Source organism: Thiothrix fructosivorans, from assembly GCF_017349355.1.
In the GTDB taxonomy this organism is placed as follows: domain Bacteria; phylum Pseudomonadota; class Gammaproteobacteria; order Thiotrichales; family Thiotrichaceae; genus Thiothrix; species Thiothrix fructosivorans.
This window is the reverse complement of record NZ_JAFMPM010000005.1, coordinates 150,109-165,036: the sequence shown is the minus strand read 5'-3', so window position 1 is coordinate 165,036 and position 14,928 is coordinate 150,109. Positions and strand designations below refer to the sequence as shown.

14 protein-coding genes are annotated in these 14,928 nt (G+C 53.0%); 6 read left to right on the top strand and 8 right to left on the bottom strand.

Annotated elements, in window-relative coordinates; translation table 11 throughout:
• The first annotated feature begins 86 nt into the window (after positions 1–86).
• Positions 87–2,699: a DNA mismatch repair protein MutS gene (mutS, locus tag J1836_RS01830; RefSeq protein WP_207249558.1), complete on the top strand. Its 2,613-nt coding sequence runs from the start codon at positions 87–89 to the stop codon at positions 2,697–2,699.
• A 60-nt stretch (positions 2,700–2,759) separates the two neighbouring features.
• Here mutS and J1836_RS01825 read toward each other — a convergent pair whose 3' ends face one another.
• On the bottom strand, positions 2,760–3,440 hold the full coding sequence (locus tag J1836_RS01825; protein WP_242632697.1) for a DsbC family protein: 681 nt from the start codon (positions 3,438–3,440) through the stop codon (positions 2,760–2,762).
• Between the two features lie 181 nt (positions 3,441–3,621).
• Positions 3,622–4,530, bottom strand: a complete 909-nt coding sequence (gene xerD, locus J1836_RS01820) for a site-specific tyrosine recombinase XerD (protein ID WP_242632696.1) — start codon at positions 4,528–4,530, stop codon at positions 3,622–3,624.
• A gap of 93 nt (positions 4,531–4,623) precedes the next feature.
• Here xerD and J1836_RS01815 point away from each other — a divergent pair, with 93 nt between their 5' ends.
• Positions 4,624–5,883 carry a hypothetical protein gene (locus J1836_RS01815; protein ID WP_207249555.1) on the top strand — a complete coding sequence of 420 codons (1,260 nt, stop codon included), beginning with the start codon at positions 4,624–4,626 and terminating at the stop codon, positions 5,881–5,883.
• Here J1836_RS01815 and mtnA read toward each other — a convergent pair whose 3' ends face one another.
• A complete protein-coding gene (mtnA, locus tag J1836_RS01810) occupies positions 5,884–6,924 on the bottom strand; it encodes an S-methyl-5-thioribose-1-phosphate isomerase (protein ID WP_242632695.1) in 1,041 nt (346 codons plus the stop codon).
• A 53-nt stretch (positions 6,925–6,977) separates the two neighbouring features.
• Here mtnA and J1836_RS01805 point away from each other — a divergent pair, with 53 nt between their 5' ends.
• From J1836_RS01805 to J1836_RS01795, 3 genes are read left to right on the top strand one after another with little or no spacing between them, the layout of a single operon-like run.
• Positions 6,978–8,294, top strand: coding sequence for a TRZ/ATZ family hydrolase (locus tag J1836_RS01805; protein ID WP_207249639.1), 1,317 nt, complete (start codon positions 6,978–6,980; stop codon positions 8,292–8,294).
• Positions 8,291–9,013 carry a bifunctional 2-polyprenyl-6-hydroxyphenol methylase/3-demethylubiquinol 3-O-methyltransferase UbiG gene (gene ubiG / locus J1836_RS01800; RefSeq protein WP_207249553.1) on the top strand — a complete coding sequence of 241 codons (723 nt, stop codon included), beginning with the start codon at positions 8,291–8,293 and terminating at the stop codon, positions 9,011–9,013. The genes J1836_RS01805 and ubiG overlap by 4 nt, the downstream gene beginning before the upstream one ends.
• Positions 9,014–9,016: 3 nt before the next feature.
• Complete coding sequence (locus tag J1836_RS01795) at positions 9,017–9,592, top strand: hypothetical protein (protein WP_207249552.1); 576 nt, start codon at positions 9,017–9,019, stop codon at positions 9,590–9,592.
• Between the two features lie 6 nt (positions 9,593–9,598).
• On the opposite strand, the gene J1836_RS01790 is transcribed toward J1836_RS01795, so the two are convergent.
• The 5 genes from J1836_RS01790 to J1836_RS01770 form a co-directional block, all read right to left on the bottom strand.
• Complete coding sequence (locus J1836_RS01790) at positions 9,599–10,261, bottom strand: 2OG-Fe dioxygenase family protein (protein ID WP_207249551.1); 663 nt, start codon at positions 10,259–10,261, stop codon at positions 9,599–9,601.
• Positions 10,262–10,353: 92 nt separating this feature from the next.
• Entirely contained in the window at positions 10,354–11,331 is a 978-nt protein-coding gene (cmoB, locus tag J1836_RS01785) for a tRNA 5-methoxyuridine(34)/uridine 5-oxyacetic acid(34) synthase CmoB (protein WP_372447659.1), read from the bottom strand.
• Positions 11,328–12,056 (bottom strand): carboxy-S-adenosyl-L-methionine synthase CmoA, encoded by a 729-nt coding sequence (gene cmoA / locus J1836_RS01780; RefSeq protein ID WP_207249549.1) that lies wholly within the window; start codon positions 12,054–12,056, stop codon positions 11,328–11,330. Before cmoA ends, cmoB begins: the two co-directional genes overlap by 4 nt.
• The gene (locus J1836_RS01775) at positions 12,056–12,847 is read right to left on the bottom strand and encodes an SDR family NAD(P)-dependent oxidoreductase (RefSeq protein WP_207249548.1); all 792 of its coding nucleotides are present in this window, start codon (positions 12,845–12,847) and stop codon (positions 12,056–12,058) included. Before J1836_RS01775 ends, cmoA begins: the two co-directional genes overlap by 1 nt.
• 97 nt (positions 12,848–12,944) lie before the next feature.
• Positions 12,945–13,199 carry a hypothetical protein gene (locus J1836_RS01770; protein ID WP_207249547.1) on the bottom strand — a complete coding sequence of 85 codons (255 nt, stop codon included), beginning with the start codon at positions 13,197–13,199 and terminating at the stop codon, positions 12,945–12,947.
• A 126-nt stretch (positions 13,200–13,325) separates the two neighbouring features.
• Here J1836_RS01770 and purH point away from each other — a divergent pair, with 126 nt between their 5' ends.
• Complete coding sequence (purH, locus tag J1836_RS01765) at positions 13,326–14,912, top strand: bifunctional phosphoribosylaminoimidazolecarboxamide formyltransferase/IMP cyclohydrolase (RefSeq protein WP_207249546.1); 1,587 nt, start codon at positions 13,326–13,328, stop codon at positions 14,910–14,912.
• Positions 14,913–14,928: the final 16 nt, after the last annotated feature.

Below are 14,928 nucleotides of genomic sequence, written 5' to 3'. Positions count from 1 at the left end.
CCAAGCCAGCATATCGGGTTACACATTCACGCCCCCCGCCGATTACTGCTAAACTCACTGGCTTGATTACGCAGCCCCGACGAGCCATGAGCAAAGAACAGCAACACACTCCCATGATGCAGCAGTATTTCCGAATCAAAGCGGAATACCCCGACATTCTCCTGTTTTACCGCATGGGGGATTTCTACGAACTGTTCATGGACGATGCCAAAAAAGCCGCCGCGCTGCTCGACATCACCCTCACGGCACGCGGTTCATCGGCAGGCGACCCCATCCCAATGGCTGGCGTTCCCTACCACGCCGTCGAACAATACCTCGCCAAACTCCTCAAAGTCGGCGAATCCGTCGCCATTTGCGAACAAATCGGCGACCCCGCAAAATCCAAAGGCCCGGTCGAACGCAAAATCACCCGCCTACTCACCCCCGGCACAGTCACCGACGACTACCTCCTCGACGACCGCCGCGACAACCTTTTGGTAGCGATTCACCGCTCTTCACTCCCTGCCCCCCTTGCGGGGGAAGGGCTGGGGAAGGGGGGGTCTTCTTACGGCATCGCCGCCATCGACCTCAGCACCGGACGCTTCACCGTACAAGAAGCCGATTCCGACACCACCCTGCACAACGAAATCGAACGCCTGCAACCCGCTGAAATCCTGCACGACGAAGACTGGAAACCCGCCTTCGCCCGCAACCGCATTTCCACCCCGCGCCCGCAATGGCACTTCGACCTCGACACCGCCAAGCGCCTACTGCTACGTCAATTCGGGGTACACGATCTCGACGGTTTCGGCTGCAACCACCTGCCACTGGCGATTGCCGCTGCGGGCGCATTGCTCAATTACGTGCAAGAAACCCAGCGCACCGCCCTGCCCCACATCAACAGCCTCACGGTAGAACTCAGCGACGAAGGCATCATTCTCGACGCTGCCAGCCGCCGCAATCTGGAACTCGAATACAGCATCAGCGGTGAACACAAAAACACCCTGATTTCAGTCATCGACAAAACCGCCACCAGCATGGGCAGCCGCCTGCTACGCCGCTGGCTCAACAAACCGTTACGTGACCGTTTCACCCTACGCAACCGTCACCAAGCCGTCGGCGCATTGCTCGACCAATACCGCTACGAAACCCTGCTGGAAACCTTACGCGGCATCGGCGACATCGAACGCATTGCCAGCCGCATCGCCCTCGGCTCGGCACGCCCGCGTGACCTATCCACATTGCGTAGTTCCTTGCACGTCATCCCGCGCATCCACAGCCTCGTTGCCGCACTCGACAACCCGCACATTCAGCAATTACAAGGCAACATCGACCAACACGATGCACTACGCCATTTGCTCGATAGCGCCATCATCGACAATCCGCCCGTCGTCATCCGCGACGGCGGCGTGATTGCCACCGGTTTCGATGCCGAACTGGATGAACTGCGCAATCTCAGCGAAAACGCCGACCAATACCTGTTGGATCTCGAAGCCCGCGAAAAAGTCCGCACCGGCATCAACAATCTCAAAGTTGCCTACAACCGCATTCACGGCTACTACGTGGAAATCCCGCAAAGCCAATTGAGCCGCATCCCCGCCGATTACATCCGCCGCCAAACGCTTAAAGGCGTAGAACGCTTCATTCTGCCCGAACTGAAAAAGTTTGAAGACAAGGTGCTCTCCGCCCGCGAACGCGCCCTTGCCCGCGAAAAAGCCATTTACGACAACCTGTTAGGCGACTTGCTGGAACACCTCAATCCCATCCGCAACAGTGCGCAAGCCATCGCCGAATTGGATGTGTTAAGCAATTTTGCCGAACGCGCCAATACCCTGAATTACAACTGTCCCTCTCTCGTAGACGGCGCAGGCATTCAAATCGAAGGCGGACGGCATCCGGTTGTGGAACGCACCCTCGACAACCCCTTCGTGCCGAATGACCTGTACATGGATTCGCGCCGCCGCATGTTAATGATCACCGGCCCCAACATGGGCGGCAAATCCACCTACATGCGCCAAATTGCCCTGATCGTGTTACTGGCACACATCGGCAGCTACGTGCCTGCTCAAACCGCCCGTCTCGGCAATATTGACCGCATTTTCACCCGCATCGGCGCACACGACGACCTCAGCACCGGGCGTTCGACCTTCATGGTGGAAATGACCGAAGCCGCCAATATCCTCAATAACGCCACTACGCACAGTTTGGTGTTGATGGATGAAATCGGACGCGGCACTAGCACTTTCGACGGTTTATCACTGGCATGGGCATTCGCCGAATTCCTCGCCCGCGAACGCAAGGCATTCACCCTGTTCGCCACCCACTACTTCGAGCTAACGGTATTGCCGGAACAAATCAGCACCATCGTCAATGTCCACATTGATGCGATTGAGCACGGCGATAAGATCGTGTTTTTACACGCGGTAAAAGACGGCCCCGCTAACCAAAGCTACGGCTTACAAGTCGCGCAACTAGCCGGTGTTCCCAAAAGCATTATCGCGCAAGCCAAAAAGAAACTGGTATCGCTGGAAAAGCACAGCCAGCAAGCCCCACGCGCAGGACAAACCCTACCGCTGATGTTTGCAACACCCGCAGCCGCCGCGCCGAAAGATGAAAGTGCTGAAAAAGTGAAAGCGGCATTAACCGCCGTAGACCCGGATGAACTCACCCCACGCCAAGCGCTGGATGAACTCTATCGGTTGAGGAAACTGCTGAAATAACAGCTATAACTCCCTTCACCCCTTGCGGGGGAAGGGTTGGGGATGTGGGGTTCTCCCGCCTTACTTCGCCGCTTTCGCCTTAGCATCGTCCAACATTTTGACCAAATCAGCCGCCGGACGGAATCCCGGAATCATGGTGCCATCAGTCGTCAGCAACGCAGGTGTACCATTCACACCCAATTTTTGCCCCAGTTCAAATTGGTCGGCGACAGGGTTGGCGCATTCTTTAGAGGTGACTTCTTTACCCTCGTTTTTCACTTGGTTCATCGCCGCCGCTTTGTCATCCGCACACCAGATGTTCACCATCTTTTTGTACGCCGGAGAACCCACGCCCGCACGCGGATACGCCAAGTAACGCACGGTCACACCTTTTTCATTCAGAGCAGGCACTTCTTTATGCAGTTTCACACAGAAAGGGCAATCCACGTCGGTAAACGCATACAGTACGTGCTTTTCTTCGCCTTTAGCTTTGAATTCGATGCTTTTAGTCGCATCAATGGTTTTCACCAAACCGATGCGATCCGCCGAACGTGAGGCTTCGGTTAAGCTGGATTTAGTTTGTGCATCAATCAATTCGCCCGCAAATACATAACGCGCATCACCGCTCACATAAATGATTTCGCCGCCAAATTTGGCTTCAAACATATTCGCAATCGGAGTGGCTTTCAGAGAATCAGGGGCTTTACCACCAAACATAGGCTTTAATTTTTCGCCTAAATCAGCGGGTACAGCGTCAGCCATTACCGCAGTTGTGGCTAATACAGCAGCCATAATAGTGCCCAACATCATCTTTTTGTACATGGTTTCTCTAGTCCTGAATGAAAATCGAAAGGTAAAAAATGCTTATTGTTTAATCACATAATGGATAATACCTTAGCATGGCTGACTGTAGCGTGTATACGTTTCCCCACTTTTCAGCGGCTTAACCGCGTGGGTGATGTTCACGATGCAAATCCTGCAAACGTGCTTGCGCCACATGCGTATAAATCTGGGTCGTCGACAAATCGCTATGCCCCAGTAACATCTGTACGACACGCAAATCCGCCCCGTGGTTCAATAAATGGGTCGCGAACGCGTGGCGCAAGGTATGCGGGGAAATATGACGCACGATACCGCCCTCGAACGCATAACGTTGAATCATCACCCAGAACATTTGCCGCGTCATGCCGCTGCCACGCGTGGTCACAAAAACGTGTTCTGCAATGTCTTTACCCTGCATCAAGGTCGGACGTGCATCGCGTAAATAGGTTTGAATCCAGTCATGTGCTTCCTCCCCCATCGGCACAAGGCGTTCTTTGTTACCCTTGCCGGTAATGCGAATCACGCCGTGTGACAGCGACAATTCACTCAAACGAATCCCTACCAATTCGGAGACACGCAAACCCGTCGCATACAACAATTCTAACATCGCTCGATCTCGCAAGCCGTGAGCATTGCTGGTATCGGGTGCTTGCAATAACGCTTCCACTTCCTCTTCCGATAACGTATTCGGCAAATGCCGCCCCTGTTTGGGCGCTTCGATTTGCGCGGTGGGATCATCTTTGCGCATGTTTTCGCGCACCTGCCAGCGGTAAAAACGGCGCACGCTGGAAAGCAAACGGGCGGTAGTGGCAGCTTTTGCCCCATCACGTACTCGAACTGCTAAATATTCCAACAATTCAGCTCGTGTTGCCTGTTCCATTGATACGCCGTGTTCGTCCAACCAATGGCACAACAAGCGTAAATCACGGTCGTAACTGGCGAGGGTATTCCGGCTTACCCCGCGTTCTGACCAAAAAGCGTCTAAAAAACGATCAATTAACGCCTGATTCAGGCAATTTGTACGAATCATAGGGGCAGGGGATTTTTTTTCAGGTTTCATTGTCTTACTACGTGAAGATGGAAATTTGAATAATTTCTGCGTGTATCCATGGGGCTAACAATAATGACTAATACCGAATACGAAACACTGGCGATGAGCCATCACATGCTGCGTGAGTTACAAGCGCAACGCAAGCAAGAAGAAGCAACGTCTGAAGCACAGGCGAATAGAAAACCCGATTACCAACAATTTGAGGGTGAAGTACTGGCGTATCCTATTTTTTCCAATCATGCGTGCGGTAATCACGATGCCAAAGAATTGCTAAAAGTAGGTTCAGAAGAAGCCTATTGCGAACGCTGGAGCTTTTTTTATGCGCCTGATCCGTGGAAACTACCGCAAATTGAATACCAAAAACAGATGGAAGCGCACTTGGAAACGTTGCGTCAACGCTTACTGAATTTGAATTCACCGCGCTTGATTCTGTTCGTAGCAACGTTTTTCACCATTATCTTGCTGGTAGCACGGGGGCACTTCTTATTGCCGCTATTGCCTATCCTCGGTTTGACATATTACTGGTACAGGTCTGGCAAGAAAATCCAGCAAACGCAGCAAGCACTCGACGAGCATCTGGACAAAATGCACACGCTGGAAACGCAACAGCGCATCATGGCACACCAATTGGACAGCTTGCCACCTCCGGCTGGCTTAGGACAACTTAACCGCCAATATCAGCAAGCCGTTGAAACCCTATTCCGCAATACGCTGCTACACCACCTGAATCCGGTAGAATTAGGCGACCTTGCACAAACCCTGAAAAAGCAGCGTTGGGAAGGCTTTATTACGGAAAGCTGGGGCAATCTGCAATTGCCGCTACCCTCTTATACGCAGACCGATTTGCAGCGGCGACTGCTCGCAGAAGCCAATATCCCGCTCAGTGCGATGCAAGACGACCCATTCGAACGCAAAGGTCACAGCTTGTTCCGGCTGCAATATTTGCACGTATGGATTGTAACGCAGCAAGGACTGCTGATGGGACGGGGTTATTTTGACCGCGTAGCCAATCAGTTTTTGTACGAGCAACATGAGTTCTACCCTTACGCGCAATTAGCGCATATTGAACTCACCGAGCAAGTGTTGCCTGAACTGCCCATTCTGAAAGAACGGTTGCCGGAAACGATCTACCAGCGCTTTTTCCAACAGCCCGTTACACTGCTGTCAGTTGGAACGCATGGCGGGAAAACGTATGAATGTGCAACATTGCCGATCAGCGAACGACCTTTCCGGCAAACTGAGTGGAAAGATCGCTACGGGCTGGACAGTGATATGCAGCGCTTGAACCGCTGCTTGCATCAGCGGCTGTATGAGGTGGCGAAAGCGTCTTGATTACGATGCCATCAGCGCCGCAATTTTCTCGGCAGTGGGGTTTTCAATCACGCCTTTTTCGGTAACGAGTGCATCCACTAAGGAGGCAGGGGTTACGTCAAAGGCGGGATTCCACGCTTGCGTATGGTACGCAGCAATACGTTGATTGCTGACGTTCAGCACTTCATCTTGCGGACGTTCTTCGATGGGAATGTCATTACCACACAAGGTCGCAAGGTCGATGGTGCTGGTTGGCGCAACTACCATAAACTTCACACCGTGGTAACGCGCATTCACTGCCAAACTGTATGTGCCAATTTTATTGGCTACATCACCATTGGCGGCAATGCGGTCAGAACCGACAATGACCCACGACACTTTGCCCAGTTTCATCAGATGCGCGGCAGCACTGTCACACAGCAAATGTGCGGGAATTTTGTCTTTCACCAATTCCCACGCGGTTAGGCGTGAACCTTGCCACCACGGGCGCGTTTCATCGGCGTAAACGTGTTCGATGATGCCTTTGCTATAGGCGCTGCGAATCACACCAAGTGCTGTGCCGTAACCACCCGTTGCCAATGAACCGGTGTTGCAATGGGTTAATACACCGTGTGAGGGAGCAATCAACGCACTGCCCAATTCACCCATGCGGTAATTGGCATCAATGTCGTCTTGGTGGATTTTTTTCGCCAGCTCTAACAGCGGGTATTCGGGGTCGCCCTGAATATCATCGGCGGCTTCACACATGCGATTCAGTGCCCACATGAGATTGACAGCGGTCGGGCGGGAATTTTTCAGCATCTCGATTTCTGCCAGCAAACGTTGCCGCCAGTCTTGGGGATACTGCTTATAGCTTTTGCGTGCTGCCATGACCACCGCATACGCCGCCGCGATACCGATAGCTGGCGCACCGCGCACGACCATATTGCGGATGGCTTCAGCCGTATCGTCGGCACTGTATAAAGCGATAAATTGCTCGTTATGCGGCAATTTACGCTGGTCAAGCAGCACTAGATGATTGTCTTTCCATTCTACTGCACGGATCGAATCGTGTTGACTCATGATGATTTTCGGCATAAATAGGTTGCTTTACAGTGGCAATCTTACAACACCCAATGGAAATTGAATTACTCATCATCCCTGAATGGATTATTACGGTCGATTCAGCGAATCAAGTTTTGCGACACCACGCCATAGCGGTCGATGATAACAGGATTGTGGGCATTATGCCCACTTCTGAGGCAGAAAAACGCTACACCCCCCGACAAACTGTCGTATTAGCGCAACAGGCTGTACTCCCCGGTTTTGTCAATGCGCATACGCATGTGGCGATGGCACTCCTCAAAGGCTTGGCAGACGATCTACCGCTCATGGACTGGTTGCAAGGGCATATTTGGCCTGCGGAAGCACGTTGGGCGGATGCAAGCTTCGTCTATGACGGCGCACAACTGGCAATTGCCGAAATGATTCGTTCTGGCACGACTTGCTTTAACGATATGTATTTCTTCCCCGAAGCTACCGCACAAGCTGCCGAGGAAGCGGGCATTCGTGCCTGCATCGGTTTGATCATGATCGACTTCCCAACGCGCTGGGGCAACAACCCTGACGACTACTTGCAAAAAGGCTTGGCCCTGCATGATCGCTTACAAGCCAATCCGCTGTTAACGACGGCATTCGCACCGCACGCACCGTACACCGTTTCCGACGATCCGCTGCATAAAGTGCTGCATCTGGCGTGTGAACTCGCTATTCCCATCCACATGCACGTCCACGAAACCGCGTTTGAAGTCCAGCAAGCGGTCGAACAAACGGGAATGCGTCCTCTCGCACGCTTGGAAAAACTTGGTCTGCTCGACAAACCTTTCCTCGCGGTTCACATGACACAATTAACCGATGCAGACATTGCATTACTGGCGCAAAAAGGCACGAACGTTATCCATTGCCCAGAATCCAACTTAAAACTGGCCAGCGGCTTCTGCCCTGTCGCCAAACTGACTGCCGCTGGAGTCAATGTTGCCTTGGGTACGGACGGCAATGCCAGCAATAACGATCTCGATATGCTCGGTGAAATGCGCACCGCCGCACTGCTTGGCAAAGCCGTGGCGCAAGATGCCAGCGCGATTCCCGCCATACAAGCCTTACGCATGGCAACCATCAATGGTGCACAAGCGCTGGGGCTGGAGGCGGACATCGGCTCGCTGGAAGTCGGCAAATTTGCTGATATGATTGCCGTCGACCTTGGTACACTGGAAGCCAGCCCCTTGTACGACCCTGTATCGCATCTGGTGTATTGCACCAGCCGCGACCAAGTGACGCATACGTGGGTCGCAGGCAAAGCATTAATGGCAAACCGCCAACTGACCACGCTGGATATTCCAGCCCTGCTTGCCAAAGCCCGTGCTTGGCAACAAAAAATTGGAGAAACCCCATGACCACCATAAACGCAACCGCGACACCCAATGTTGACCCCAACGAAATCCGCAAGTTTGAAGACCTTGCGTGGCGCTGGTGGGATCGTGATAGCGAATTCAAACCTCTGCACGACATCAACCCGTTACGCCTGAATTACATTGACGACTACGCCACCATCAAGGGGAAAAACGTCATCGACATCGGTTGCGGCGGCGGCATTCTCGCCGAAAGCATGGCGCAACGCGGCGCGAATGTGACTGGCATCGACATGGGCGCAACCCCGCTGGAAGTTGCCGAATTACACGCACTCGAATCCCAAGTCGAGGTGACTTACCGCCAGATCAGCGCCGAAGCCATCGCTGCTGAAGCCCCGGAACAATTTGACGTTGTTACCTGCATGGAAATGTTGGAACACGTTCCCGACCCTGCCTCGGTCATTGCAGCTTGCGCACGCTTGGTCAAACCGGGTGGCGACGTATTTTTTTCCACCATCAACCGCAATCCTAAAGCCTTCGCTTTGGCAATACTCGGTGCGGAATACGTGATGCAGATGCTTCCCAAGGGGACGCACGAATACAGCAAATTCATCAAACCTTCCGAATTGGAACGTTGGGCGCGGTCTGTCGGGTTGGAGCTGCGCAATATTGCGGGTATGACCTACAATCCGCTGTTCCAGAGTTACCGTCTGGGAAAGGATGTTGATGTCAACTACCTGATGTATTTTAAAAAGGAAATCTGATTAATGCTTGATGTTAAACGACTAATCGGTTTGTTATTAGTCTTTTTCACGGTCAGCGGTTGTGCTGTCCATTACGATAACGTGACGCTGGCGAAAGATGGCAATCCGCGTCTGCAAAATCTGACACCGCAGATGAAACAGCGTATCGACGAATTGGCAGTCGCGCTGATTGCGCTTGACCCCGCCATTATCGACCCCAGCGAAGCACGCTCAGTAGCGCACGATGCTTTCGTTTACCCAATGTATTTGGCGAATGATTGGGGGCTGGAATGGCCGCCTATTTTCCACAATACTCTCCGCAATTCCAAGCAACGTAAGGCGGGGTTATGCGTCGACTGGGCACGGGCGATGCGGGCGAAAATGCGCAGCAAAAACCTGCGCACTTTCGATCTGTATTGGGGGGTGGCTTACAAGGGTAATCCGTGGCGCGAACATAGCACGCTGATCGTTACCGCCAAAGGCAAGCCATTCAAAACCGGCATTTTGCTTGACCCGTGGCGCAATTCCGGCGATTTGTATTGGAATACCATCGAGAAGGATCTGCAATACCCGTGGAAATACTTTGAAGGTCCTGGTTAAACCCGACTAAGCCTTGTGAAAAGTCAGCACCAGCACATCTCGCCATGCGGGTTGTGCTGTGTCTGCTGGGCTAATCTCCGTAACCCCGTGGTACACCGCATGGTCATTCACCAGCACCAAATCCCCCGCCTGTTCTAGCGTGCCCTCGCCTAAGGGCTGCATGGTATTGTCGTAAATACGGCTCACCCCACCTTGAATATTGTGCCGATCCATCATCATGATCAGGATATATTCCGCGCCGTCTTTGTGAACACCTTCCGGCGTGGGTTTACCAAACTGCCCATCGCTGGCAATGATGCGAAATTGGTGCGCCTGAATCCGCCACAATTCCGCAGGGCTGCGTGAAAACTGCTGTGTTGACCAACGAATAATTTCCGTCAGTACCGGATTTTGCAATGTTGTGGGCAACCACGCCCGAAAATGACGATTAAAGCCACCGTGGACATGATTATAATGGCTACTTTGGTAATGCGGCTCGTGAGGCAGTATTTCCAGTGCATTGTTTTTCCAATGAAAAACAGAATAACGTCGATAGCGGTATTGACCACCATCGCGCAAATACGGGTCGAGCAACAACCCGCCCCAGCTTTGGCGGAAGCGTTTGTATGCCTGCCCCATGCGGCGAGCAAGTTGTTGGTGCAAGCGATTGGTTTCCCCCATCGCGAACATAAACCCTGGTTTTTGCAATAGTGTATCCACTTGGCTCACTTTTATTTCAATGCTTAATCATATTGTAATTTAGTGATATTGCCTTGACCAGATCACGCAGGGGTATTAGCTATAAGCGTGGCACGCAGCGGGGCAGGATAACCTTCGATGGTACGGCTGCTATCGCTGGGATCAAGGAAATCCGCCAATGATTCGCCTTTGCTCCATTCCGTACAACGTTGTTCCTGCGTACTGGTTACGGTCACATCAACCACACGAATATGGGTGAATCCAAGGCGTTTCAACCACAATTCCAACAGGGCGACCGAAGGTATGAACCACACATTACGCATTTTGGCGTAACGGTCATGCGGCATCAGCGTGGTGTGCGCGTCACCCTCTACCACCAACGTTTCCAATACCAATTCACCACCCGCTTTTAAAGCTCTGCGCAATTCCTGCAAATGCCCGAGCGGATCGCGACGGTGATACAACACGCCCATCGAAAACACTGTATCGAAACCTTTCTGACGAAAATCAGGCAAATCTTCACTTTTCAGCGGCAACATCCACACGGGTTGTTCACCTGCGTAGCGTTTTATCAACTGGAATTGGGTCAAAAACAGCAACGTTGGATCAATGCCGATCACCGCTTGCGCCCCTGCTCCCAACATGCGCCACATGTGGTAGCCGCTGCCACAACCGACATCCAGCACCAAACGCCCCTCCAATGGGCTGAGGTGCGGCAACACGCGTTCCCATTTCCAATCGGAACGCCATTCGGTATCCACCTCGATACCAAATAGGTCGTAAGGGCCTTTGCGCCACGGAATTAAGGCTTGCAAGGCTACCAGCAATGGCGCACGGGTAGCGTCATCGACTTCAGTCGCCACGCCCACTTGAACCGCAGAACTGTTGAAGTCGGTATGCGTAGTATGCAAATCGGGGGCGGACGCGAGCGCGGTTTGCCATTCCTGCCACTTGCCGTGCGAACTTTGCAGCGCGGTATCCAGTTGCGTAGGCAAGGTATCCAACCACGGTGCAAGGCGTGACTCGCCAAGAAAACGGTACAGGGAATCAGTGTCCATCACGCTTTCACCGCCAATAACGACGCAAAGTTAAAGCCCTGAAACCAGTTTACCACTTGTGCAAATCCGGCGACTTGCAATCGTGCTTGATGCTGCTCAAACGTATCAGGAATCATGACATTTTCCAGTGCGGAACGTTTCTGGCTGATTTCGAGTTCGCTGTAACCGTTGGCACGCTTGAATTCCAGATGCAGATCGTTGATTAACGTCTGTTCGGCTGCATCCGCGAATTGCAGTTTTTCCGACAAAATCAGCACGCCACCGGGCAACAAGCCAGCATGAATCTTGTGCAACATCGCCAAACGATCCGCCGGTTTGAGGAATTGCAGGGTGAAATTCAGCACCACCACCGACGCATTTTCCAGCGGAATCGCCTCAATATCGGCGCATTGCACTTCAAACTGACCCGCAGGCAAATGCCGTTGCAAAATTTGCTCACAACGCCGCGTCATGGCTGTCGAGTTATCCACACACACAAAACGCACATCATCCGCCCGCATTTGCGCCGCCATCGACAACGTGGACGCACCCAACGAACAACCAAGATCGTAAATCCGGCTATGCGGCTGGGCATAACGCCGCGCAATCACGCCCAGCAAGCCGATGATGGTTTCATACCCTGGCACAGAACGGCGAATCATGTCAGGAAACACATCCGCGACCGCTTCGTTGAAAGCGAAATCGACTACCTGCTCTTGCGGCAGTGCGTAGATAGCATCACGTTGCATTATGCTGCACTGGCCTCGCCCGCCCAACGGGCATCGGCGGGTTGACGCGCAAACACGGCATGTTCACCCGTGCGCTTGCCCGCATCTGCACCTAGATAGAATAAATACGGCGCGACCAAGGCTTCAGGACGTGCCACGCTATTGGGATTTTCACCGGGGAAATTCAGGGTACGCATACCCGTGCGGATCGCATTGGTATCCACCGTATTCACGCGCAAAAAATGCGATGGCTCATCGTGTTCCGCCGCCAGAATGTCGCAAAACGCTTCCATACCGGCTTTCGCCACACCGAATGCGCCGTAATAGGCTTTGTTGGATTCATGACTAGCGTACACAATAGCGGGGTCAGCTGCTTCCAATAAAAACGGCAAACAGGCACGCGTCAGCAAGAAATTAGCGTGCAAATTCACCATTATCATCTTCGACCACAATTCAGTGTCGTAGTGGTTGATTGGCGTGAATGAACCCAACCATGCTGCATTCAGCATCACGCCATCCAAACGCCCTAATTGCGCGTGGATATTTTCAGCCAGATCGTAATAATCTTTGGCGGTCGCACCCTGCATATCCAGCGGGTAAATCGCGGGTTGCGGGTAGCCTGCATTCACGATTGCATCGTAAGTTTCTTCAGCGCGACGCACTTCCTTGTCGAGCATCACGACCGTCGCACCGTATTGCGCACAAGCCGTTGCAATCGCTTTGCCCATGCCTGCGGCTGCGCCGGTTACCAAAATCACCCGCCCTTGTAAGGCGTTTTCGGATGGCACATACGCCAGTAAATCTTCCTGCATTCCTGTCTCCGCTGGGGTCAAGCTGAAAAGAAGCCGAGTTTAACGCTTATCCGTGTGCGGTTGTAGGGTGCAGGTCAAGTTTCACGGGTTTACTAGGTTACTGCTGCTGAGTAGGCGCTACTTGCGCAGCAGGTTGTTGCGCCATCAGCCTGTCTTGCTGCATCCGCGACAGCGCCGAAGCAACCCCCATCAACACAATCAACACCGATACCACGAAGGTGTAAATCAAGGCGCTATCACGCTTACCTAACCGCCCCGATAAGGCGACTAAACTGGCAACCATGAATAAACCGCAGCCTAACCATACCAATGGATGACTCATGATGTACGTGAATAGACTTATTTCCGGCATTGCTTCGTCCTTTCCAAGAGGGATAAAAGGCTGAAGTGTAGCAGAGATACTCGTATCAGCACCTATTCCGTGCATAGCAGCAAACCGTTACAATGTGGCGTTTTTCACCCCCTGAGATTCCACACGATGACAACTGCTTCTAACCTGCCCGTCACTCGCGCTTTGTTGAGCGTTTCTGACAAATCCGGCGTGCTCGACTTTGCGCGTTTTCTGCATAGCCAAGGGGTGCATCTCCTCTCCACGGGCGGTACTGCCAAATTGCTGGCAGATAACGGCGTACCTGTAACGGAAGTCTCTGATCATACGGGCTTTCCTGAAATGATGGATGGGCGCGTGAAGACCTTACACCCGAAAATCCACGGCGGCATTTTGGCGCGACGCGGGCAAGATGATGCGATCATGGCAGAACACGGTATCGGGCGCATCGACTTGATTGTGGTCAATCTCTACCCGTTTGAAGCGACCGTTTCCAAGCCCGGGTGCACGTTTGAAGATGCAGTGGAAAACATCGACATCGGCGGTCCCACGATGGTTCGCGCCAGCGCCAAGAACCACGCACACGTTACCATTGTGACCGAACCCGGCGATTACGCCCGCATTCAAGCAGAAATGGAAGCCAGCGCAGGCTGCATCACGCCTGCCACCCGTTTTGACCTTGCAATCAAAGCGTTTGAACACACCGCGCGTTACGACGGCATGATTGCTAACTACTTCGGCGCACGCGTCGGCGAAGCCAGCCATGCAGCACCGGCAACCTTCCCACGCACTTTCAGCCTGCAAGTCGAGAAGAAGCAAGATTGCCGCTACGGTGAAAACAGTCACCAAGCTGGCGCGTTCTACGCCGAATACAACGCACCGCAAGGCAGCATTGCAACCGCCACCCAGATTCAGGGCAAGGAACTGTCTTACAACAATATCGCTGACACTGATGCGGCGCTGGAATGTGTGAAGCAATTTGACGGCGCACCGGCTTGCGTCATTGTCAAACATGCCAACCCGTGCGGCGTTGCAGTCGGTGCTAACTTGCTGGAAGCCTACAACCGCGCTTATAGCACTGACCCTGAATCAGCGTTTGGCGGCATTATCGCGTTCAACCAGCCGTTGGATGGCGAAACGGCAAAAGTCATCGTCGACCGCCAGTTTGTGGAAGTGATTATCGCACCGGGGGTTTCACCTGAAGCAGTTGCAGTCGTGGCGGCGAAGAAAAACGTGCGCTTATTGACCGTGGATATGTGGAGCGGTGAAGTGCCGAATCGCTTGGACTTCAAACGCGTCAATGGTGGCTTGCTGGTGCAAACCGCTGACCTTGCGTTACTGGATGAGCTGAAAGTCGTATCAACGCGTCAACCTTCTGAGGCTGAATTGCTGGATCTGCAATTTGCGTGGAAGGTTGCCAAATTCGTTAAGTCCAACGCGATTGTGTACGCGAAAGGCAATATGACGATTGGCGTAGGGGCGGGTCAAATGAGCCGTATCAATTCTGCGCGGATTGCGGGCATCAAGGCGGAACATGCTGGGTTGGTTGTACCGGGGTCAGTGATGGCATCGGATGCGTTCTTCCCCTTCCGCGACGGTATCGACAGCGCGGCAGCAGCGGGTATCAAAGCAGTGATTCAGCCAGGTGGTTCCATGCGTGACGAAGAAGTCATTGCAGCGGCGAATGAGCATGGCATGGCGATGGTGTTTACGGGGATGAGACATTTCCGCCATTGATGGCTAACCGATAGCC